The organism is Thalassotalea euphylliae (genome assembly GCF_003390335.1).
GTDB lineage: Bacteria > Pseudomonadota > Gammaproteobacteria > Enterobacterales > Alteromonadaceae > Thalassotalea_F > Thalassotalea_F euphylliae_B.
In genome coordinates this window covers 386017-406539 of sequence record NZ_QUOU01000001.1, presented here as the reverse complement: position 1 = coordinate 406539, position 20523 = coordinate 386017, and the positions used below count along the sequence as shown (strand labels likewise).

Below are 20523 nucleotides of genomic sequence, written 5' to 3'. Positions count from 1 at the left end.
ATGAGAATCTTTAGCTACCTTCCTGAAGTACTTTGCCTACTCGTATTCACTGTCGCTTCGGTTATCGCGGTTAATTCTCATCACCACCAAGAAATTGAGCAAACGTCACTCAGCCAATTGTCTAGTTTGGCAAGCTTATTGCCCAAACACACCAACGAAGTGGTAAACACGAACTTTGCCGGGCAGCAACATTACGATCTGTACGCCCAATTGCAGTTTGAAATCGATCAGTTAATTATCCAGTTACCCACAGATAGCCAAGTTCGTGCGTTGATCAAGCGCTATAACGAATTGTCGAGCAGCTATATGCAGCTGGTGACTATGCTGAAAACCTCACGCCAACTGGTGGCTAACTCGAAAGTCAGTGGCTTGTCAGACGCGCAATTGAATACCTTAAACACGGTCACTAAGCTACTCTTTCAATTTGTTATCTCCCCCACTATTAAGCGGCAAGACCAACTACAGCAACAAATTGACATGATAGACAATGACGTCGCTAGCACAGCCGCAACAGACAATAGCTGGGCTTTGTTTAAACAGCACGTTTATTTCATTCTCAATAACACGCTTAAAGCCAGCGATTTAAAATTAGCCATGGAGACGCTCGACGTTAATTCAGCGATCCAAGTGGCGTTAGATAGACAAACCTCATTAATTAAACGTACAGAAAAGAAAACGTTAACGAGCATTTTTACAATGCTCTTGGCCGGCCTAGCGTTAGTCATCACAGTGCTATTGCGGCTGCAAAAAGAACTCACCCTTAAAAACGCCAGATATAAAGAAAGTGCAGCGGTTAAAAGTAAATTTTTAGCGAATATGTCGCACGAAATTCGCACGCCGATGACGGGTATCATTGGTTTGGCAGAGCTATGTCTTAACACCCCCATCAACGACGAACAAAAAGATTATCTAGATAAGCTGCTCTTTTCAGCCAATTCGCTACTCACCGTGATTAACGATATTTTGGACTTCTCAAAAATTGAATCCGGTAAGCTTAATATTGAGCAGGTGCCCTTTACCTTTATGGATGTGTTTAACAGCCTGAGTGTACTGGTCGGTAGGCCCGCGGAAGAAAAAGGGGTTGAATTGATTTTCGATATTGATGAACGAATACCTACCCAAGCGGTAGGCGATGCGGTCAGGATCAGCCAAATATTACTCAACCTTACGTCCAATGCGATCAAATTTACGGAGCGAGGGCACGTGCTTGTCTCAGCCAGACTGGATGCTAACAAAAACGTTGCTTTCAGTGTCGAAGACACTGGCATAGGCTTATCTGATTCGCAACAAGCCAACTTATTTCAGCGCTTTACACAAGCAGATAACTCCACAACAAGAAAATATGGCGGCACTGGGCTTGGTCTTGCCATCAGTAAAAAACTCGCTTTTTTGATGAAGGGAGATATTGACGTAACGAGCACGCTAGGCGAAGGGTCTGTGTTTACTTTGACCTTACCCTTGGTCTTAGTCGCAGATCGCGATCTTGAAGCCGCTGCGGCTCAAGACGATGCATCGCAAATAAAAGCGCCACGCCAGAAGGTATTGCTAGTAGAAGATCACCCAATAAGCCAACAGATTATTGCGACGATGTGTAAACGCTTGGGTTTTCAAGTTTCAATTACCGATTCAGTATCAGCGGCATTAGCGCAAATAAAAACGTCGTACTTCGACTATGTGTTACTCGATTGGCACTTGCCCGAACAAAATGGCTTTAACCTGATAAAGCACATTGCATCCTGTAACCTCAGTGTCGGTAACGTTATTATTTGCAGCGCCTTTAGCCCCTCGTATATCAAAGAGCAATCAGGTAGCAGTGACAACTTTAACTACTTGGCAAAGCCTGTAACGATAGCGAATTTGGCCAGATGTTTAGGCTCAGCCGCAAAGGCTGCCCCTGCGTTGAACCCAGAGTGCGAAATAACCATAAATGAGAGCGTCAATGAAAAGCACTTTACAGCAGAAAGCTGCGTTAAGCATGCAAACGCGTCAGCGAGTAAAGCGCTAGTTGGTACTTTTGCCAAGAACACCGTGTTATTGGTGGAAGATAATCGGATTAATCAACTCGTTGCGAAAAAGTTATTAACTGAATTTGGCTTAGCGGTCGATTTGGCGGAAAACGGAGAAGACGCGATAAACGCTATTTCCGCTAAACAATACCCAATGGTCTTCATGGACATCCAAATGCCTGTCATGGATGGTATGGAGGCCACCAGAGCCCTTCGCAAGGCTTATGACAAAGATTCGCTACCTATCGTCGCAATGACGGCGAATGTCACTGAACAAGAAGTCTCACAATACCTAGCGCTTGGTATGAATGCACACCTTAGTAAACCTTATGAAAAAGACAAAATAGCAGCGCTACTTAAAGAATATAATTTATACCAATTGAAATAAACATGTGATCTAATAGTTATGATTTTTCAATGATTAGATCATCATGCATCAACCAATAGAATTAAAAAAACTTGCCCAACAAGAGAGTGATGCGAGAGTCCGAATAAGATTGCTCGCCATTTATCACTTTTCACTCGGCCAAAATAGAGCACAAATAGCTAAATTGCTTGGTGTTGCTCGCGGTAGTGTTAATAAATGGGTTAATAAGTATCTCTCTGGTGGGCTTAAAGGGCTGCAAACCAAAGTAAATACAGGTAGACCCTCGAAACTATCACAAGCGCAACTGAACCAATTGTCAGCATTTGTGTTATCTCATGTCGAAAAAGACAGTGGTGGCAGGCTGATTGGGGAAGATATTCAAAAATTCATCGATAAAAAATTTGATGTCTCCTATTCACTGCGCAATATTTACCACTTATTACATGCACTTGGATTTAGTTGGATAACGAGCCGCTCCAAGCATCCTAAGCAATCCGAACAAGCCCAAGCGGTTTTTAAAAACCTTCCGACTGGAAACGATCCGTAACACTCCATGGCACGTTCAGCCCGAAGACATTGATGTATGGTTTCAAGATGAAGCGCGTTTTGGACAGCAAAACCAAGTGACAAGATTATGGGCTAAGAAAGGGAGTCGCCCCAGAGTGGTAAGGCAGCAGCAGTTTGACTATGGCTATTTATTTGGTGCTGTTTGTCCTTCAACAGGCCAAACCGAAGCGCTAATTACGCCGCTCGTCAATAAAGCGATGATGACAGAGCACTTGTCTCAAATATCCAAAGCTACACCTCAGGGTAGACATGCGGTGGTTATCATTGATGGTGCGGGGTGGCATACAATGGATACAGCTAGTCCATTTTCTAATCTTACGCTAATCAAGTTGCCACCCTATTCACCAGAGCTAAACCCAATTGAGCAAGTGTGGCAATGGTTACGCCAGCACTGCTTATCTAATCGTGTATTCAGCGGGTTTGATGAAATAGTAGAGCAGGTTTCAGTCGCTTGGAACACATTCATTTCGGATATTGATAGAGTGAAAAAACTTTGTACTCGCGATTGGATTCAAGTGGTCAGATAATTATTTCAATTGGTATTAATCCCACGCTCTTAGCGCTTGGTCAAAGTAGATGGCTGGCTTTATGGCGCGAGAACGCCCCCACATTCAGCTAAAACTGTCGAAACGACAAAGAACTTTAATGTCCAAGAATCATTTCCCTTTTGAGAGCTAATCGAGGTGCAACCAGCCCACTTAGCATAAACTTTAGGCATAAAAAAACGGAGCATAGTGCTCCGTTTTTTGTCTTTCACTTAAAGCGTGGTTTATGCTTCAGCGTTAGCTTCTTCTGTTTCAGCTGCTTCTTCAACAACTGGACGATCTACTAACTCAACATAAGCCATAGGCGCTTTATCACCAGTACGGTAACCGCATTTAAGAATGCGAGTGTAACCACCTGGACGCTCTTGGTAACGAGGACCAAGTTCGCTGAATAAAAGACCTACTACTTCTTGGTCACGTGTACGAGCGAATGCTAAACGACGGTTTGCAACGCTGTCAGTTTTTGCCAATGTAATTAGTGGCTCAACTACGCGACGTAATTCTTTAGCTTTAGCAACAGTAGTTTTGATCACACCGTGCTTAACTAAAGAGCTTGCCATATTGCGGAACATCGCTTGGCGATGACTGCTATTACGGTTTAACTGGCGACCGCTTTTACGATGGCGCATAAGTTAATCCTTCTCTACTATTAGGTTACGATATCGATTTAGTCGTTATCAGCAATGCTTTCTGGTGGCCAGTTCTCTAGGCGCATGCCTAGTGATAAACCACGAGACGCTAACACGTCTTTGATTTCAGTAAGTGACTTCTTACCTAAGTTAGGTGTTTTAAGAAGTTCTACTTCTGCACGCTGTACTAAATCACCGATATACTGAATTGCTTCTGCTTTTAAACAGTTCGCTGAACGAACAGTTAACTCTAAGTCATCAACAGGACGAAGAAGAATTGGGTCAAATAGAGGTTTCTCTTCTTTTTGCTCCACTTCTGTCACATCACGTAACTCAACAAACGCATCTAGCTGTTCTGCTAAGATGGTTGAAGCGCGACGGATGGCTTCTTCTGGATCTAACGTACCGTTAGTTTCCATGTCGATAATTAGCTTATCTAAGTCTGTGCGTTGTTCAACACGCGCAGAATCTACGTCATAAGCAATTCTTTCTACAGGACTGAATGAAGCATCAACCAATAAACGGCCAATTGCTCGCTCTTCTTCTTCGGCTTCGCGACGAGTAGAAGCTGGAACGTAACCACGACCTAACTCTACTTTGATACGCATGCTGATTGAGCCGTCACCTGTTAAGTGACAAATAACGTGCTCTGGATTTGCAATTTCTACATCACCATCATGCTGAATATCAGCAGCCGTAACAGGGCCTTCACCAGACTTAGTGATCGTTAGAACAGCTTCGTTTTTGCCTTCTAAGCGAACGGCTAGTCCTTTAAGGTTTAGCAAGATCTCGATGATGTCCTCTTGAACACCTTCTTTACTGCTGTACTCGTGTAATACGCCGTCAATCTCTACTTCAGTGACAGCACAACCTGGCATTGAAGATAGTAAAATACGACGTAAAGCGTTACCTAAAGTGTGACCAAAACCACGCTCTAATGGCTCTAGTGTAACTTTAGAGCGAGTAGGGCTGATAGTTTCAACATCTACTAAACGTGGTCTTAAGAATTCGGTTACAGAACCCTGCATTGTGTCCTCTCTTAAAGTTCAGCTTTACTTCGAGTAAAGCTCGACAATCAACTGTTCATTAATTTCAGCAGACAAGTCTGAACGCTCAGGAACACGCTTGAAAACGCCTTCCATTTTCTTGTTGTCTACTTCAACCCAGATTGGCTTCTCGCGTTGTTCAGCTAATTCTAAAGCAGCAACGATACGCGCTTGAGTTTTAGCTTTTTCACGGATTGAAACCACATCTTCTGCTTTAACAGTGAAAGATGGAATGTTTACTACAACACCGTTTACTACGATTGCTTTGTGGCTCACTAGCTGACGTGCTTCAGCACGTGTGCTTGCGTAACCCATGCGGTAAACTACGTTGTCTAAACGCGTTTCTAAAAGTTGTAACAAGTTTTCACCTGTGTTGCCTTTTAGACGAGCCGCTTCTTTGTAGTAGTTACGGAATTGCTTCTCTAATACACCGTAGATACGACGTACTTTTTGTTTTTCACGAAGCTGAACACCATAGTCAGATAAACGACCGCGACGCGCGCCGTGCTGACCTGGGATAGTTTCGATTTTACATTTAGTATCGATCGCGCGAACACCAGACTTAAGGAATAAGTCAGTACCTTCACGACGGCTAAGTTTTAGCTTAGGACCTAAATATCTTGCCATTTTCTTTCTCCAACTATCCTAATTAAACGCGACGTTTCTTAGGAGGACGACAACCATTATGAGGAATAGGAGTAACGTCAGTAATGTTGGTGATTTTAAAACCAGCAGCATTTAAGGCACGGATTGCAGATTCACGACCTGGACCTGGACCTTTAACGAATACTTCAATATTCTTCAAACCAAACTCTTGCGCAGCTTTACCAGCGCGATCTGCAGCTACCTGAGCAGCAAATGGAGTAGATTTACGTGAACCACGGAAACCTGAACCACCGGCAGTTGCCCAAGATAATGCATTACCTTGACGGTCTGTAAGAGTTACGATTGTGTTGTTGAAAGAAGCATGGATGTGAGCCATGCCATCAGCAACTTGTTTTTTTACGCGCTTACGCGTACGAACTGGAGTTTTAGCCATGTCTAATTACCTCGCTACTTTTTAATAGGCTTACGAGGACCTTTACGGGTGCGCGCATTAGTTTTAGTGCGTTGACCACGTAGAGGAAGACTGCGACGATGGCGAATACCACGGAAACAGCCAAGGTCCATCAGACGCTTGATGTTCATAGAAACTTCACGGCGTAAGTCACCTTCAACGGTGTACTTATCCACTTCTGCACGAAGCAAATCAATTTGAGCTTCGTCTAATTCGCTGATCTTAGTAGATTCTGCGATACCAGTTGCCGCCAAAATTGCTTTTGAGCGAGTTAAACCGATACCGTAAATCGCAGTAAGGGCAATTACTGCATGCTTACGATCAGGGATGTTAATGCCAGCGATACGGGCCACTAACACATCTCCTATATTTAAAATTAATAACCACAGGTTGGAAAGCCCGTTAGGATACCCAACCTGAACCTTTTTGCAAAGCGAAGCGGCATTATACAGAAATATCTCCATAATGCCACTTCTAAAAGATTTAGCTAGCTAAGGGTAAATTAACCTTGGCGTTGCTTGTGCTTAGGGTCGGTCTTGCAAATTACACGAACAACACCTGCACGCTTAACAACTTTACAGTTGCGGCAAATCTTTTTTACGGATGCACGAACTTTCATCTTACTACTCCGTTAAACCTTATCGGCCGTAGCCTTTAAGATTAGCTTTTTTAAGCACGCTGTCATATTGATGAGACATCAAATGAGTTTGTACTTGTGCCATAAAGTCCATGATAACGACAACAATGATCAGTAGCGATGTACCACCAAAGTAGAACTGAACGTCCCACGCAATCATCATAAACTCAGGAACCAAACATATAAAAGTAATGTATAACGCACCCGCTAAGGTTAAACGCGTCATTACTTTATCGATATATTTCGAAGTCTGCTCACCAGGACGAATACCTGGAATAAACGCACCAGACTTTTTCAGGTTATCTGCTGTTTCACGCGGGTTGAACACCAACGCCGTGTAGAAGAAGCAGAAAAAGATTATCGCAGCAGCTAGTAGCATTACATACAGAGGCTGACCCGGAGAAATTGCCATTGACAAGTTCTGGAAGAAATCAGCTACCGCACCATCGCCTTGACCAAACCAGTTAGCCAATGTTCCAGGGAACAAGATAATGCTTGAAGCGAAAATTGGTGGAATAACACCCGCCATATTCACTTTCAATGGTAAATGCGTGCTTTGTGCAGCAAACACCTTACGGCCTTGTTGACGCTTCGCGTAGTTAACAACGATACGACGTTGACCACGTTCAACAAAAACAACAAAGAAGGTTACTGCAAACACAATCACTGCAATTAGCAATAATACTAATAAGTGCAATTCACCTTGACGCGCCATCTCTGCTGTTTGACCAACAGCGGATGGCATACCAGCAACAATACCAGCGAAAATCAAAATCGAGATACCATTACCAATACCACGTTCGGTAATTTGTTCACCTAACCACATTAAGAACATGGTGCCGGTAACCAAAGAAACGACCGCAGTGAAGTAGAAGCCCATGCCTTCGTTAATCACGAGGCCAGGCATCATAGCCGGTAAACCACGAGCAATCGCGATTGACTGAACTGTTGCTAATACTAAAGTACCGTAGCGAGTGTACTGGCTGATCTTACGACGTCCAGCTTCACCTTCTTTTTTCAGTTCAGCCATTGCTGGGTGAACTACAGTTAATAACTGCATGATAATCGAAGCTGAAATGTACGGCATAATACCGAGTGCCAGTACAGAGGCACGCTCAAGTGCACCACCAGAGAACATGTTAAACATTTCTACGATGGTGCCCTTTTGTTGTTCAAACAACTGAGCTAATACAGCGGCGTCAATACCAGGGATTGGCACAAATGATCCAAGTCTGAACACGATAAGTGCAAGTACCACGAACCATAATCTTTGCTTAAGCTCGGTTAATCCACCTTGAGCTTTATCCGTACCTGGTTTAGCCATAGTCTGTATTATTCCTCGATTTTACCGCCAGCAGCTTCAATGGCTGCACGTGCGCCTTTAGTAACACCAATACCACGAATTGTTACAGGCTTAGTGATCTCGCCAGAAAGCATGATCTTAACTGTTTCAATGTTACGCGTGATAAGGTTAGCGTCTTTTAACGTGTGAATGTCAACAACATCGCCTTCGATTTTGTTCAACTCGTGTAAACGAACTTCAGCGTGAACTAAAGACTTACGAGAAGTGAAACCGAACTTAGGTAAACGTTGTTTTAAAGGCATTTGACCGCCTTCGAAACCAGGACGTACGCCACCGCCAGAACGAGACTTTTGACCTTTGTGACCGCGACCACCTGTTTTACCTAAACCAGAACCGATACCGCGACCTACACGTTTCTTGGCTGATTTAGCGCCTGGTGCAGGAGATAATGTATTTAAACGCATAATTAGTCCTCCACCTTAATCATGTAATGTACTTGATTAATCATACCGCGTACAGAAGGAGTATCTTCTAACTCTACTGTGTGGTTGATACGACGTAAACCAAGGCCACGTAATGTCGCACGGTGCTTAGGTAAGCGACCGATTGAACTTTTAACTTGAGTTACTTTAACTGTTTTAGCCATGCTTGATTACCCCAAGATGTCAGCAACGTTTTTACCACGCTTAGCAGCTACAGACTCAGGCGACTTCATGTTCGCTAGAGCACCGATAGTTGCGCGGACAACGTTGATTGGGTTAGTAGAACCGTACGCTTTAGATAGTACGTTCTGAACGCCAGCAACTTCTAGTACTGCACGCATCGCACCACCGGCGATGATACCTGTACCTTCAGAAGCAGGTTGCATGTAAACTTTAGAACCTGAGTGACGACCCTTAACTGGGTGCTGAAGAGTAGTACCCTTCAAGTCAACAGTTACTAAGTTACGACGAGCCTTTTCCATTGCTTTTTGGATTGCAGCAGGAACTTCACGTGCCTTACCGTAACCAAAACCAACGCGGCCATTACCGTCACCAACTACAGTTAATGCTGTGAAACTGAAAATACGACCACCTTTAACCACTTTTGATACGCGGTTAACAGCGATTAGCTTTTCAGCCATATCTGTTTGTTGTTGTGTGTTTTCTACATTAGCCATGATCAACTCCTAGAACTGAAGGCCAGCTTCACGAGCTGCTTCTGCTAACGCTTTTACGCGACCGTGGTAACGGAAACCAGAGCGATCAAATGCTACAGACTCAATGCCTTTAGCTTTTGCGCGTTCTGCGATTGCTTTACCTACAGCAGTTGCTGCAGCGATGTTACCAGTTTTTTCAACTTGTGCTTTCACTTCTTTGTCTAGAGTAGATGCAGAAGCAACTACTTCAGAACCAGTTGGAGCGATAAGTTGTGCGTAAATGTGACGAGGAGTACGGAATACGACTAAACGATTCGCACCCAACTCGCTGATTTTTGCACGTGCACGTTTTGCACGGCGTAAACGAGATGTTTTCTTATCCATCGTATTACCCTACTTCTTCTTAGCTTCTTTACGGCGAACGTGTTCGTCATCGTAACGGATACCTTTACCTTTGTAAGGCTCTGGCTCACGGTATGAACGAATGTTTGCAGCAACTTGACCAACCAACTGCTTGTCTGCACCTGTAAGTACAACTTCAGTTTGGCTAGGAGTTTCACACTTGATTCCTTCAGGAATAGCGTGATCAACTGGGTGAGAGAAACCTAAAGAAAGGTTTAACACTTTACCAGCAGCTTTTGCACGGTAACCAACACCATTAAGAATTAATTTCTTAGTGAAGCCTTTGCTTACGCCTTCCACCATGTTGTTGATGTTAGCGCGCGCTGTACCAGCTTGCATCCACGCCGCTTTGCTTTCTTCAGCAACAGTTGTAGTAAGTGTGTCGCCTTCTTGAGCAACGTTTACTAAGCTGTTGATAGTGCGAGAAAGTTCGCCTTGTGGACCTTTAACAGTAATGTCTTGACCTGATAACGTAACAGTAACGCCAGCAGGAATTGACACAGGTGCTTTTGCAACACGAGACATATTCTTGCTCCTTACGCTACGAAACCAATGATCTCGCCACCTAGGCCCGCAGTGCGAGCAGCGCGATCAGTCATTAAACCTTTAGAAGTAGAAACAATAGCAATACCTAAGCCTGCTAATACTTGTGGTAATTCGTCACGACCTTTGTAGACACGTAGACCTGGACGAGAAACACGTTTGATTGTTTCGATTACTTCTTTACCTTCGAAGTATTTCAACTCAACAGTTAGTTCAGGTTTTGCTTCACCTGCAACTGCGAAATCTGAAATGTAACCTTCTTCTTTAAGCAAGTTAGCAATAGCTACTTTTAGCTTTGAAGAAGGCATAGTTACTGCAGTTTTAGTTGCAGCTTGACCGTTGCGGATGCGTGTAAACATGTCCGCGATAGGATCAGTCATCATAATTGCTTTCTCCTTATTACCAACTAGCTTTCTTAAGACCAGGTACTTCACCGCGCATCATGTGCTCACGCAACTTGATACGGCTTAAACCGAACTTGCGTAAGTAACCGTGTGGACGGCCAGTTACGTTACAACGGTTACGTTGACGTGAAGAACTTGAATCACGTGGTAAAGATTGAAGTTTTAATACTGCATCCCAACGCTCTTCTTCAGAAGAGTTTACGTTTGAGATAATTTCTTTAAGTGCACGGCGCTTTTCTGCGTACTTAGCGACTAATTTAGTGCGCTTAGCTTCGCGTGCTTTCATAGATGATTTAGCCATAACTCTACACCTTATTTCTTGAACGGGAAGTTAAAGGCAGTCAGCAAAGCACGACCTTCCTCGTCAGATGCCGCAGTAGTAGTGATAGTAATATCCATACCACGGATCTTATCGACTTTATCGTAGTCGATTTCAGGGAAAATGATTTGCTCACGCACGCCCATGCTGTAGTTACCACGGCCATCGAACGATTTAGGGTTCAAGCCACGGAAGTCACGGATACGAGGAACTGAAATAGAGATTAAACGCTCTAAGAATTCCCACATGCGCTCACCGCGCAGAGTTACTTTTGCGCCAATAGGGTAGCCTTCACGAATTTTGAAGCCAGCAACTGATTTGCGTGCTTTCGTGATTAAAGGCTTTTGACCTGAGATTGCAGTAAGATCATTTGTGGCGTTTTCTAATACTTTTTTATCAGTAATAGCTTCACCAACACCCATGTTTAGGGTGATCTTTTCAATCCGAGGGACTTGCATGACACTTTTGTATTCGAACTTCTTTTGAAGTTCTGCAACAACTGTATCTTTGTAAAAATCATGCAGTTTCGCCATCGTTTACTCCAATAATTAAACTAATTCGTTATTAGACTTGAAGAAACGAACTTTTTTGCCGTCTTCAATTCTAAAACCAACACGATCCGCTTTGCCCGTCGCAGGGTTAACGATCGCTACGTTTGAAACGTGGATTGGTGCTTCTTTTTCAATGATGCCGCCAGCTTGCTGTAACTGAGGTACAGGCTTCTGGTGCTTCTTGACTAAGTTAACGCCTTCCACAAATACTTTGCTGTCTTCAACAAGCACTTTGGTAACTTTACCAGTTTTGCCCTTGTCTTTACCTGCAAGTACGATTACTTCATCATCACGACGAATCTTAGATGCCATTATCGTGACTCCTTATAGTACTTCTGGTGCTAGTGACACGATTTTCATGAACTTTTCAGTTCGTAGTTCACGTGTTACTGGCCCGAAAATACGAGTACCAATTGGCTGTAAGTTAGCATTTAACATTACTGCCGAGTTGCCGTCGAAACGAATGGTAGAACCATCTGAACGACGTACGCCCTTTTTAGTGCGCACCACTACCGCGTTTAAAACATCACCTTTTTTAACTTTGCCGCGAGGAATAGCTTCCTTCACTGCAACTTTGATGATATCGCCAATGCGTGCGTAGCGACGGTGCGAGCCACCAAGGACCTTTATACACTGTACACGCTTTGCGCCACTGTTATCAGCAACATCAAGCTGTGATTGCATTTGGATCATATATATGTGCTCCGCTGTTAATAAATTCAAGGCCAGAAATTTGACCCGTCACTGCCTTTAAAACCCAACCGGAATTCGGCGGGCGCGAGATTATAACACCACCTATTTTAAAATGGTACTTTATTTGAGCAATTATATTAACGGGTGAAATTAACGACTAAAAATGGGTAACTAGCTATCGCTAGCGTGGTTATTTTACCCTGAGGAGATCGCAAACAGCTGTATCAATTAGTTATCGAGCGTTTCCATCTCATGGTCAGGTTTTAGTCATATTTAACAAGAGCTTTTGAGTTACAACGCTTTCAATTTCCACTTCGTGGTTCATCACTTATTGCTTTTTTTCGGTACTTGGCTCCTCAAAAAAGGGATTGAGCTGATTTTTAAAAGCTAGCACTTTATCTTTCTTGTTATCCCCTACTGCAAACTCCGTCACACCTTGGGGTAATGTACTGCTATTTTCCAAGGTAACGTTTTTAACTTCGTCTATTTACGCTAAATAGCGCTGCCGCAAGACGCAGGGAAAGCCAAATAAATTCGCGACAGTGCTATTTGCCGTCACTTAGATCACGTCTGTGGATATTTGCACGAGGCAAGGTTCGCAAGTAGTCGAGAGTTCAAGAGAATGACACTAAGGCAAACATTACGCTGTATCAAATTTGGATTAAACCAAAGCAAACGATAGCAAGGTTTTTAGCTATCAGAGACGACTTGTCATGGGTGAGCTTTTATTAGCGAACTTTTATGGGCAAGCTAGGCTCAACATAGCCTATTTCACCATGCTGCTTTGAAAAATTAGCTGATGCTACCGCCACAAAGTAACAATTTTTCCAAGACTATTCCGCTAAAAACACCGATAATTACGCAACTACTTACTATCGCATGAGCGCCGTTATTTAGCTGCTCTGCAAAACAGTAACTTTCCTCCTATAAGTTACTCGTGTGTTATTAGGATCCCCTCATGGAAATCAAGGTTAACTTTCTTGACAACCTTCGCTTAGAAGCGAAGTTTGATGACTTTACGGTTATCGCTGACCAACCTATTCGCTATAAAGGCGATGGTTCAGCACCTAGCCCATTTGATTACTTTTTAGCGTCTTCTGCGCTATGTGCTGCTTATTTTATTAAGGTGTACTGTAAGGCCAGAGATATTTCTACCGATAATATTCGCCTATCACAAAACAATATTGTCGACCCTGAAGATCGCTACAATCAAATCTTCCAGATTAACGTTGAATTACCAGACGATATTTCGGAGAAAGACAAGAAAGGAATTCTGCGCTCTATTGATCGCTGTACCGTTAAGAAAGTGGTGCAAACTGGCCCTGAGTTCAAAATAGAAACCGTTGATAACCTAGACGCCGATAACCAAGCCATGATCATGGTAGCGCCGGATGAAGAGGCTTCGACCTACATTCTAGGTAAAGACTTACCGCTAGAAAAAACCATCGAGAACATGACGGGTATTCTCGAAGAGTTGGGCATGAAAATCGAAGTCACCTCGTGGCGCAATATAGTGCCAAATGTTTGGTCTCTCAATATTCGTGATGCAGCTTCGCCAATGTGCTTTACCAATGGTAAAGGGGCAACCAAAGAAAGTGCATTATGTTCGGCGCTTGGTGAATTTATTGAACGCCTAAACTGCAACTTCTTTTACAACGATCAATTTTTCGGTGAAGAAATAGCGAACGCTGATTTTGTACACTATCCAAATGAAAAGTGGTTCCAGCTAACCGAAGATGACAGCTTACCGTCAGGCCTTTTGGATGACTACACTTTGGGCATTTATAATCCGGATGACGAACTGTGTGGTTCGCATTTAATTGATACTAACTCAGGTAATATTGAGCGCGGTATCGTTGCCCTGCCCTATCAGCGCCATTCAGACGGTGAAACGGTGTACTTCCCATCGAACCTGATTGAGAATTTATTCCTCAGCAACGGCATGAGCGCTGGCAACAATATTTTTGAAGCACAAGTGCAGTGTTTATCGGAAATTTTTGAACGCGCCGTTAAACGCCAGATCATTGAACAAGAAATTGTACTACCGGATGTCCCGCTATCAGTACTCAAAAAGTACCCAAGCATTCTCGCGGGAATTCAAGGTTTGGAAGAGCAAGGCTTCCCTGTCGTTGTGAAAGATGCTTCACTTGGCGGTCAATTCCCAGTGATGTGTGTCACCCTGATGAACCCAAGAACAGGTGGCGTGTTTGCCTCATTTGGTGCACATCCAAGTTTTGAAGTGGCATTAGAGCGCAGTTTAACCGAGTTACTCCAAGGCAGAAGCTTTGAGGGATTAAACGATGTACCTAAGCCAACCTTTAATAGCATGGCAGTGCAAGAGCCTGAAAACTTTGTTGAACACTTTATCGATTCAACCGGTGTGATTTCATGGCGTTTCTTTAGTAGCAAAGCAGATTACGAGTTTGCGGAATGGGATTTCTCCGGCACAAATGAAGAAGAAAACCAGCAGCTACTCGCCATTTTAGAATCACTCGGTAAAGAAGTGTATATCGCCACTTACGATGATTTAGGCGCTACGGCGTGTCGTATTTTGGTACCTGATTATTCAGAAATCTACCCAGTCGAAGATTTGATTTGGGATAACACCAACAAAGCCCTGCACTACCGAGAAGATATATTAAACCTTCATCGCTTGTCAGAAGACGAGTTAATCGATTTAGTTGAACGTTTGGAAGAAAGTCAGTTAGACAACTATATCGATATCCGCACGCTAATTGGCATTGAGTTTGATGAGAATACGGCATGGGGGCAACTCACCATTATCGAATTGAAAATTCTGATCTACTTGGCGGTCGGGGGCTTAGAGCAAGCCTTTGAACTCATTGGCGACTTTTTACAATACAACGACAATACGGTTGAGCGCACTATGTTCTTCCGTGCGGTACACAACACATTAGAAGTCGCGTTAAATGATGAGCTGGAATTTGAGCATTACCAAACAGCATTTACCCTTATGTACGGTGAAGAGCGTATGGTCAAGGTAATTGGCTTGATCAATGGTACTGATAACTTCCACGGCTTAACCGAAACTAGCATGGCATTGGAAGGCATCGAACCCCATTTGCGTTTGATTGAAAGTTATAAAAAGCTGCATCAAGCAAGAGCGAAAAAAGCCTAAAAAGTCAAAGAGCCAGCTGCTCGACAAAGTGAGTGATGTCGAGCAGTTGGCCGTTAAAAATCGATTTAAGCTTAGTGCCAAACACCATAGGGGAGCCTATCCGGCGAATCTGGTAGCTCTCTCCAGCCATTTTGTCTATCTACATACCGCCTTTTAAAATTCCCTCTTCTAGCACCAAATGGGGCTAGACTTACCAACACATCTAAAAGTTCTTGGGCATTCTTGGAGTTCCTACCGTGTTCAGAAATCATTCTCTTTAGACTGGGGAGCACCCTACGATAATTCTCATTTGCCGTTTTTTTATCAGAAAATAGCGTATAAACCTGCATCCCTGTTGATGAAATTAAGCTAAATAAAGAGCTCATTATTTACTTCCTTTTAAACTGTTTTGCTAATCTGGTAAGTGCATATGCGTAAGGTAAGAATACTATCAATGAGATGATTGAAATCATTGCTCCTTCATGAAGAGTATAATTTCCAGTCCCGAATTCGAAATATAGTGAAGCTGCCGCAGAGATAAAGATGACTAAAGTGCATCCATTCCAAATATTAGACGATCTAAGTAAGCCAAAAACTTTTACAGGTTGATACGAAAAAACGTACAAACCGTAGAGTAAGAAGAAAATTACAGCCGCATTAACTATCGTTAAGTAGAGAGGAATCTGATACTTGAGCTCTTCAGGTGTAGCCATTTGACTATATATATCAAATCCACTCCAGAATAATGTCACCCAAAAAAGTAACTTCCAAAATATCATTGAAGACATGTACATATCCTTTGCATTTTTTAATGAGAGATTTCTCTAGCTTCACTATTACTAACTTTATAAGTAGTAATTGAGTTCACTTAGCAGAAACCAATCCCTAGTCCCACTAACACACATCGTACAAAAAAAATACGCCAAGTAAAAGCCTTAAAGAAATATCTATTTGGGGTACCAGACACGCAGAATTTAAATTCTTAGCTACAACAATCAACCTTTGTATATTTTGAACTCGGTACTCAAATCATATTTTTCTAGATACCGTCCAATAGAACCAAACGACGTTGTTTTCACTTTTCCTTTGTGATCCCGAGTCGTTACACCATCGGCAAACAAACCGCCCAAGGCTAATTTAAAGCCACTGACCCTGACACGCTGCGGCTCAAAATATTCAAACGCAGTTACTTTTGAGTAAAGCCTTATCAGTTAACGGCTCTGAAGGTAAAGGTAGATAAGTGTGTGAGATAAATGTTTCTAGGCTAAAAAGCGCCGTTTCTGCATGCGCTTGAGAAAAGCGAGAGAAGTCGATTTCAGATAGGCTGTCGTCGGCAATATTTTCCAAAAAGCGCCTCATATTTCCAGCTAAACTCGACTGAAAAATATCAATAACAACATTCATCTCGCAGGGTTTTAAATCCTTTTGGTGATAATCAGCCAGCATGGCAAGTGCTTTTGCGCCCAAAACGACATGCCCTCCCAATGAAACATCGATCGTTGAATTTAGGTTTGTTTCATCCCAGTTCATTCCACCTACCGTTACAGGATAAGATAAGTTCGCTTCTTGTACTGCTTCCAATGCACCAAATGCCATAGGATCATTGGCCGACCAAATTATATCAACACGTGCGCGTTGAAGAATGCCCTTTACCGTTGTATAAGCTTGACCCTTTGACCAGTTACCGACGGGGTAATCTATTAACCTGACCTGCTTATGTACTGATAAGGCCTGCTGTAGACCATGTTCTCTTTCAGTAGCCGCAGCAGACGCAAAGTCTCCTCTCAAGGCAAGTAAATTAATTGAATCAGAGGTATTTTCATGCAATGAAATCAACTCACTCAATAAGTGTTCACCTGCTTTCCTGTTATCCGGCACAACACTACCAATGAGGGATTTTTGCTCTGATTCAGATAAGCTCTCACGCTCTTTATCGTTGAATCCATTTAGTAGCGCAAAAACGGGGATTTTATTTTTTGCAAAAACTCTAACCAGCTCTATACCAACGCCTTTCTCGTTGACTATGATTACATAGTCTGGTTTTAGTGCTAAGGCGTCAACGGCCAATGCTTTCATTTTAATATGATTGCGTTCAGCGAACAGGCTCACCAATTCAATATCTAAATCATCTGCAGCGGCCTGCATAATCTGATGAACATTTGCCCAGAAAGGACCGGTAGTATCGCTCTTAGCACTTCCAGGGTTGATAACCACTACTTTAAATTGACTGGCCACGACTAACTGGCTATAAATTGCCAACAACATAATCAATAGCCAAAAACTAAACCGCTTCATAACAAGGTCAACTACCCCCCTAATGTCACTGATGGTAAACCACGAATAAATACCAAAGTTATTTAGCCCATTAACCGATGCCATTAGGGCAGAACAATAGCCAGAAAACTCTACTCGCCAACGTTAACGTCTGCACATTAACAAAACCGGTATATAAAATATATGAGTTCATTTGCTAATAAGGAATAAGGCTTAATAAAGAACAAGAGGCATTGAACGAATTGAGTCAGTTATTGGATCAAATTTTTTTACTATTGCAGCAATATACATTAAACACAGTCAAAAACTAAGAGTTGGCGACGTTATAAGACATTGCACACCCACGAATGCCATAGAAACAAAAAGGCCCCGCTAAATAATTAGTGGAGCCTTTTGAGTGTCACTAAAGTGAACTAGAAAAACTAATTAAGCTTTTTTACTTTAGCAAAACCAAAATCAACCAAAGTCCAAGACTTAATCTTTCAGGCATTAAAAAAGCCCCACCGCGTTAACGATGGGGCTTTTTGATAACTAAAGTGATCTAGTAGTTAAGCGATTAAGCTTTTTCTACCACGTCAACCAAAGTCCAAGACTTAGTCTTAGAGCTATTAGGCTGAGCTGCACATTCACAAAATGCATAAAAACAAAAAGGCTCTGCTGAATTAACAGCAGAGCCTTTTTAGTATAACTAAAGTGATTTAGTAGTTAAGCGATTAAGCTTTTTCTACCACGTCAACCAAAGTCCAAGACTTAGTCTTAGAGATTGGCGCACATTCACGAATAGTTACTACGTCGCCCGCGTTACATACGTTAGCTTCATCGTGTACTTTCAACTTAGTTGAACGCGTAATGAATTTACCGTAGATAGGGTGTTTTACACGACGCTCAATCAACACTGTGATCGACTTGTCCATCTTGTCGCTAACTACGCGACCTTGTAATGTACGGATTTTATCAGTCATTACGCACCTGCCTTCTCAGTGATGATGGTTTTAACGCGTGCAATGTTGCGACGCACTGTACGTAGCATGTGTGTTTGAGCTAACTGGCCAGTACTTGCTTGCATACGTAAGTTAAATTGCTCACGTAGTAAGTTAAGTAATTCAGCATTAAGCTCTTCAATGCTTTTTTCTTTAAGTTCGTTAGCTTTCATTACATCACCGTTCTAGTTACGAAGGTTGTTTTGAACGGAAGTTTAGCTGCTGCAAGCTCGAAAGCTTCGCGTGCTAATTCCTCTGGAACACCTTCCATTTCATAAAGAACACGACCCGGTAGAATTTGACATACCCAGTATTCTACAGAACCTTTACCTTTACCCATACGAACCTCAAGAGGCTTCTTGGTAATTGGCTTGTCTGGGAATACACGGATCCAGATTTTACCTTGACGCTTAACGTGACGTGTCATTGCACGACGAGCTGCTTCGATTTGACGAGCTGTCATACGACCACGCTCAACAGATTTCAAACCGTAAGTACCGAAGCTAACTGTGCTACCAGTGTGTGCAAGACCACGGTTACGCAGTTTCATTTGCTTACGGAATTTAGTACGTTTTGGTTGTAACATTACTTAACTCCTACTTGCTCTTGCGGTTGTTGCGCTTCTTAGGCTTAGCTGGTGCTTCAACCTGTGCAGGCATACCACCGATAACTTCACCTTTGAAGATCCACACTTTGATACCGATAGTACCGTAAGTAGTTTCACCACGTGCAGTTGCGTAATCGATATCAGCACGTAAAGTGTGTAATGGTACACGGCCTTCACGGTACCACTCTGAACGAGCGATGTCCGCGCCGCCTAAACGACCACTAACTTCAACTTTGATACCTTTAGCACCTAAACGCATAGCGTTTTGTACGGCACGCTTCATCGCGCGACGGAACATAACACGACGCTCTAGTTGGCTAGCAATGCTGTCAGCAACTAGTTGTGCATCCATCTCTGGCTTACGTACTTCAGCAATGTTGATTTGCGCAGGTACACCAGCGATTTTAGATACGTGTAAACGTAACTTTTCTACGTCTTCACCTTTCTTACCGATAACAACACCCGGACGAGCCGTGTGAATCGTTACGCGGATAGACTTAGCTGGACGCTCGATTACGATTTTTGATAACGAAGCACGCTTTAACTTTTCAGTTAAGTATTGACGTACTAAGTGATCGCCATGAATGTTATCTGCAAACTCTTTAGTGCTTGCAAACCATGTAGACGCGAAAGGCTTGGTGATACCTAAGCGAATACCGGTAGGATGTACTTTTTGACCCATACTAATATCTCCTAGCTATCAGCAACAATCACAGTAATGTGACTAGTACGCTTAAGGATACGATCCGCGCGACCTTTCGCACGTGGCTTGATACGTTTCATCGTAGGACCATCGTCAACCATAATAGTTTTAACGAATAATTCATCGATGTCTGCACCTTCGTTGTGCTCTGCATTAGCGATCGCTGAGTTTAGAACTTTCTTAACTAAAACAGCAGCTGATTTGTTGCTGTACTCTAAGATTTCTAACGCTTTTTCAACGTGAAGACCACGAATTTGGTCTACCACTAAACGTGCTTTTTGCGCAGAACCGCGGGCAAATTTATGTTTAGCAATTGCTTCCATTTAACTTCCCCTTACTTCTTCTTCGCTTTCTTGTCCGCAGCGTGACCACGGTAAGTGCGAGTTGGTGCAAATTCACCTAATTTGTGACCGATCATTTCATCAGTTACAAATACAGGTACGTGTTGACGGCCATTATGGACAGCAATGGTCAATCCGATCATGTTAGGGATGATCATTGAGCGACGAGACCAAGTCTTGATAGGTTTCTTGTTCCCGCTTTCCAGAGCTTTCTCTACCTTCGTCAACAAGTGTAGGTCAATAAATGGACCTTTCTTGAGAGAACGTGGCATGGTATTTCCTCTTATTTAATA

Annotated in this window: 28 protein-coding genes; 3 read left to right on the top strand and 25 right to left on the bottom strand. The window is 42.9% G+C overall.

Annotation, left to right across the window (positions count from 1 at the left end):
- Together DXX93_RS01790 and DXX93_RS01785 are read left to right on the top strand one after the other, a co-directional pair.
- Positions 1-2394: a response regulator gene (locus DXX93_RS01790; protein WP_116006535.1), complete on the top strand. Its 2394-nt coding sequence runs from the start codon at positions 1-3 to the stop codon at positions 2392-2394.
- Between the two features lie 43 nt (positions 2395-2437).
- Positions 2438-3467, top strand: a protein-coding gene (locus tag DXX93_RS01785; RefSeq protein WP_374188918.1) for an IS630 family transposase whose coding sequence is annotated in 2 segments (ribosomal slippage) — positions 2438-2896 and positions 2898-3467 — 1029 coding nt in all. Because the reading frame shifts where the segments join, the coding sequence is not laid out codon by codon here.
- Between the two features lie 242 nt (positions 3468-3709).
- On the opposite strand, the gene rplQ is transcribed toward DXX93_RS01785, so the two are convergent.
- The 17 genes from rplQ to rplN form a co-directional block, all read right to left on the bottom strand.
- A complete protein-coding gene (gene rplQ, locus DXX93_RS01780) occupies positions 3710-4114 on the bottom strand; it encodes a 50S ribosomal protein L17 (RefSeq protein ID WP_116006534.1) in 405 nt (134 codons plus the stop codon).
- 38 nt (positions 4115-4152) lie between these two features.
- Positions 4153-5142, bottom strand: coding sequence for a DNA-directed RNA polymerase subunit alpha (locus tag DXX93_RS01775; RefSeq protein WP_115998828.1), 990 nt, complete (start codon positions 5140-5142; stop codon positions 4153-4155).
- A 24-nt stretch (positions 5143-5166) separates the two neighbouring features.
- Positions 5167-5787: a 30S ribosomal protein S4 gene (gene rpsD / locus DXX93_RS01770; protein WP_116006533.1), complete on the bottom strand. Its 621-nt coding sequence runs from the start codon at positions 5785-5787 to the stop codon at positions 5167-5169.
- 22 nt (positions 5788-5809) lie between these two features.
- Positions 5810-6199 (bottom strand): 30S ribosomal protein S11, encoded by a 390-nt coding sequence (gene rpsK, locus DXX93_RS01765; RefSeq protein ID WP_076420861.1) that lies wholly within the window; start codon positions 6197-6199, stop codon positions 5810-5812.
- A 14-nt stretch (positions 6200-6213) separates the two neighbouring features.
- Positions 6214-6570 carry a 30S ribosomal protein S13 gene (gene rpsM / locus DXX93_RS01760; RefSeq protein ID WP_115998826.1) on the bottom strand — a complete coding sequence of 119 codons (357 nt, stop codon included), beginning with the start codon at positions 6568-6570 and terminating at the stop codon, positions 6214-6216.
- Positions 6571-6719: 149 nt separating this feature from the next.
- Positions 6720-6836 carry a 50S ribosomal protein L36 gene (gene rpmJ / locus DXX93_RS01755; RefSeq protein ID WP_074496180.1) on the bottom strand — a complete coding sequence of 39 codons (117 nt, stop codon included), beginning with the start codon at positions 6834-6836 and terminating at the stop codon, positions 6720-6722.
- Positions 6837-6855: 19 nt separating this feature from the next.
- Positions 6856-8178, bottom strand: a complete 1323-nt coding sequence (gene secY / locus DXX93_RS01750) for a preprotein translocase subunit SecY (RefSeq protein ID WP_115998825.1) — start codon at positions 8176-8178, stop codon at positions 6856-6858.
- Between the two features lie 8 nt (positions 8179-8186).
- Positions 8187-8621, bottom strand: a complete 435-nt coding sequence (rplO, locus tag DXX93_RS01745; RefSeq protein ID WP_115998824.1) for a 50S ribosomal protein L15 — start codon at positions 8619-8621, stop codon at positions 8187-8189.
- Between the two features lie 2 nt (positions 8622-8623).
- Positions 8624-8803, bottom strand: coding sequence for a 50S ribosomal protein L30 (gene rpmD, locus DXX93_RS01740; RefSeq protein ID WP_115998823.1), 180 nt, complete (start codon positions 8801-8803; stop codon positions 8624-8626).
- Positions 8804-8809: 6 nt separating this feature from the next.
- Complete coding sequence (gene rpsE / locus DXX93_RS01735) at positions 8810-9316, bottom strand: 30S ribosomal protein S5 (RefSeq protein WP_115998822.1); 507 nt, start codon at positions 9314-9316, stop codon at positions 8810-8812.
- Positions 9317-9325: 9 nt separating this feature from the next.
- The gene (rplR, locus tag DXX93_RS01730; RefSeq protein ID WP_115998821.1) at positions 9326-9679 is read right to left on the bottom strand and encodes a 50S ribosomal protein L18; all 354 of its coding nucleotides are present in this window, start codon (positions 9677-9679) and stop codon (positions 9326-9328) included.
- Between the two features lie 9 nt (positions 9680-9688).
- A complete protein-coding gene (rplF, locus tag DXX93_RS01725; protein WP_116006532.1) occupies positions 9689-10222 on the bottom strand; it encodes a 50S ribosomal protein L6 in 534 nt (177 codons plus the stop codon).
- Between the two features lie 11 nt (positions 10223-10233).
- On the bottom strand, positions 10234-10626 hold the full coding sequence (rpsH, locus tag DXX93_RS01720; protein WP_116002256.1) for a 30S ribosomal protein S8: 393 nt from the start codon (positions 10624-10626) through the stop codon (positions 10234-10236).
- A gap of 13 nt (positions 10627-10639) precedes the next feature.
- Positions 10640-10945 carry a 30S ribosomal protein S14 gene (gene rpsN, locus DXX93_RS01715; RefSeq protein WP_115998819.1) on the bottom strand — a complete coding sequence of 102 codons (306 nt, stop codon included), beginning with the start codon at positions 10943-10945 and terminating at the stop codon, positions 10640-10642.
- Positions 10946-10956: 11 nt separating this feature from the next.
- A complete protein-coding gene (gene rplE / locus DXX93_RS01710) occupies positions 10957-11496 on the bottom strand; it encodes a 50S ribosomal protein L5 (RefSeq protein ID WP_115998818.1) in 540 nt (179 codons plus the stop codon).
- A gap of 15 nt (positions 11497-11511) precedes the next feature.
- Positions 11512-11826: a 50S ribosomal protein L24 gene (rplX, locus tag DXX93_RS01705; protein ID WP_115998817.1), complete on the bottom strand. Its 315-nt coding sequence runs from the start codon at positions 11824-11826 to the stop codon at positions 11512-11514.
- Between the two features lie 12 nt (positions 11827-11838).
- Positions 11839-12207, bottom strand: a complete 369-nt coding sequence (gene rplN / locus DXX93_RS01700) for a 50S ribosomal protein L14 (protein WP_115998816.1) — start codon at positions 12205-12207, stop codon at positions 11839-11841.
- Between the two features lie 958 nt (positions 12208-13165).
- On the opposite strand from rplN, the gene DXX93_RS01695 reads away from it, so the two are divergent.
- The gene (locus DXX93_RS01695; protein WP_116006531.1) at positions 13166-15346 is read left to right on the top strand and encodes an OsmC domain/YcaO domain-containing protein; all 2181 of its coding nucleotides are present in this window, start codon (positions 13166-13168) and stop codon (positions 15344-15346) included.
- Between the two features lie 974 nt (positions 15347-16320).
- Here the strand turns inward: DXX93_RS01695 and DXX93_RS20895 are convergent.
- From DXX93_RS20895 to rpsS, 8 genes are all read right to left on the bottom strand, one after another.
- Positions 16321-16455 carry a hypothetical protein gene (locus tag DXX93_RS20895; protein ID WP_374188919.1) on the bottom strand — a complete coding sequence of 45 codons (135 nt, stop codon included), beginning with the start codon at positions 16453-16455 and terminating at the stop codon, positions 16321-16323.
- Between the two features lie 46 nt (positions 16456-16501).
- Positions 16502-17704, bottom strand: coding sequence for an ABC transporter substrate-binding protein (locus DXX93_RS01675; RefSeq protein WP_116006527.1), 1203 nt, complete (start codon positions 17702-17704; stop codon positions 16502-16504).
- A gap of 608 nt (positions 17705-18312) precedes the next feature.
- Positions 18313-18561 (bottom strand): 30S ribosomal protein S17, encoded by a 249-nt coding sequence (gene rpsQ / locus DXX93_RS01670; RefSeq protein WP_116006526.1) that lies wholly within the window; start codon positions 18559-18561, stop codon positions 18313-18315.
- Positions 18561-18752 carry a 50S ribosomal protein L29 gene (gene rpmC, locus DXX93_RS01665; protein ID WP_115998808.1) on the bottom strand — a complete coding sequence of 64 codons (192 nt, stop codon included), beginning with the start codon at positions 18750-18752 and terminating at the stop codon, positions 18561-18563. The genes rpsQ and rpmC overlap by 1 nt, the downstream gene beginning before the upstream one ends.
- Positions 18752-19165, bottom strand: coding sequence for a 50S ribosomal protein L16 (gene rplP / locus DXX93_RS01660; protein ID WP_115998807.1), 414 nt, complete (start codon positions 19163-19165; stop codon positions 18752-18754). The genes rpmC and rplP overlap by 1 nt, the downstream gene beginning before the upstream one ends.
- A 10-nt stretch (positions 19166-19175) precedes the next feature.
- Positions 19176-19868, bottom strand: coding sequence for a 30S ribosomal protein S3 (gene rpsC, locus DXX93_RS01655; protein WP_115998806.1), 693 nt, complete (start codon positions 19866-19868; stop codon positions 19176-19178).
- An 11-nt stretch (positions 19869-19879) separates the two neighbouring features.
- Positions 19880-20212, bottom strand: coding sequence for a 50S ribosomal protein L22 (gene rplV, locus DXX93_RS01650; protein WP_115998805.1), 333 nt, complete (start codon positions 20210-20212; stop codon positions 19880-19882).
- A gap of 11 nt (positions 20213-20223) precedes the next feature.
- On the bottom strand, positions 20224-20502 hold the full coding sequence (gene rpsS, locus DXX93_RS01645; protein ID WP_115998804.1) for a 30S ribosomal protein S19: 279 nt from the start codon (positions 20500-20502) through the stop codon (positions 20224-20226).
- Between the last annotated feature and the right edge of the window lie 21 nt (positions 20503-20523).

What these genes read in the sequence shown, in the direction of transcription:
- DXX93_RS01790 (WP_116006535.1), top strand. Translation starts at nt 1, where the DNA reads ATGAGAATCTTTAGCTACCTTCCTGAAGTACTTTGCCTACTCGTATTC.
- rplQ (WP_116006534.1), bottom strand. Translation starts at nt 4,114, where the DNA reads ATGCGCCATCGTAAAAGCGGTCGCCAGTTAAACCGTAATAGCAGTCAT.
- DXX93_RS01775 (WP_115998828.1), bottom strand. Translation starts at nt 5,142, where the DNA reads ATGCAGGGTTCTGTAACCGAATTCTTAAGACCACGTTTAGTAGATGTT.
- rpsD (WP_116006533.1), bottom strand. Translation starts at nt 5,787, where the DNA reads ATGGCAAGATATTTAGGTCCTAAGCTAAAACTTAGCCGTCGTGAAGGT.
- rpsK (WP_076420861.1), bottom strand. Translation starts at nt 6,199, where the DNA reads ATGGCTAAAACTCCAGTTCGTACGCGTAAGCGCGTAAAAAAACAAGTT.
- rpmJ (WP_074496180.1), bottom strand. Translation starts at nt 6,836, where the DNA reads ATGAAAGTTCGTGCATCCGTAAAAAAGATTTGCCGCAACTGTAAAGTT.
- secY (WP_115998825.1), bottom strand. Translation starts at nt 8,178, where the DNA reads ATGGCTAAACCAGGTACGGATAAAGCTCAAGGTGGATTAACCGAGCTT.
- rplO (WP_115998824.1), bottom strand. Translation starts at nt 8,621, where the DNA reads ATGCGTTTAAATACATTATCTCCTGCACCAGGCGCTAAATCAGCCAAG.
- rpmD (WP_115998823.1), bottom strand. Translation starts at nt 8,803, where the DNA reads ATGGCTAAAACAGTTAAAGTAACTCAAGTTAAAAGTTCAATCGGTCGC.
- rpsE (WP_115998822.1), bottom strand. Translation starts at nt 9,316, where the DNA reads ATGGCTAATGTAGAAAACACACAACAACAAACAGATATGGCTGAAAAG.
- rplR (WP_115998821.1), bottom strand. Translation starts at nt 9,679, where the DNA reads ATGGATAAGAAAACATCTCGTTTACGCCGTGCAAAACGTGCACGTGCA.
- rplF (WP_116006532.1), bottom strand. Translation starts at nt 10,222, where the DNA reads ATGTCTCGTGTTGCAAAAGCACCTGTGTCAATTCCTGCTGGCGTTACT.
- rpsN (WP_115998819.1), bottom strand. Translation starts at nt 10,945, where the DNA reads ATGGCTAAATCATCTATGAAAGCACGCGAAGCTAAGCGCACTAAATTA.
- rplE (WP_115998818.1), bottom strand. Translation starts at nt 11,496, where the DNA reads ATGGCGAAACTGCATGATTTTTACAAAGATACAGTTGTTGCAGAACTT.
- rplX (WP_115998817.1), bottom strand. Translation starts at nt 11,826, where the DNA reads ATGGCATCTAAGATTCGTCGTGATGATGAAGTAATCGTACTTGCAGGT.
- rplN (WP_115998816.1), bottom strand. Translation starts at nt 12,207, where the DNA reads ATGATCCAAATGCAATCACAGCTTGATGTTGCTGATAACAGTGGCGCA.
- DXX93_RS01695 (WP_116006531.1), top strand. Translation starts at nt 13,166, where the DNA reads ATGGAAATCAAGGTTAACTTTCTTGACAACCTTCGCTTAGAAGCGAAG.
- DXX93_RS01675 (WP_116006527.1), bottom strand. Translation starts at nt 17,704, where the DNA reads ATGGCATCGGTTAATGGGCTAAATAACTTTGGTATTTATTCGTGGTTT.
- rpsQ (WP_116006526.1), bottom strand. Translation starts at nt 18,561, where the DNA reads ATGACTGATAAAATCCGTACATTACAAGGTCGCGTAGTTAGCGACAAG.
- rpmC (WP_115998808.1), bottom strand. Translation starts at nt 18,752, where the DNA reads ATGAAAGCTAACGAACTTAAAGAAAAAAGCATTGAAGAGCTTAATGCT.
- rplP (WP_115998807.1), bottom strand. Translation starts at nt 19,165, where the DNA reads ATGTTACAACCAAAACGTACTAAATTCCGTAAGCAAATGAAACTGCGT.
- rpsC (WP_115998806.1), bottom strand. Translation starts at nt 19,868, where the DNA reads ATGGGTCAAAAAGTACATCCTACCGGTATTCGCTTAGGTATCACCAAG.
- rplV (WP_115998805.1), bottom strand. Translation starts at nt 20,212, where the DNA reads ATGGAAGCAATTGCTAAACATAAATTTGCCCGCGGTTCTGCGCAAAAA.
- rpsS (WP_115998804.1), bottom strand. Translation starts at nt 20,502, where the DNA reads ATGCCACGTTCTCTCAAGAAAGGTCCATTTATTGACCTACACTTGTTG.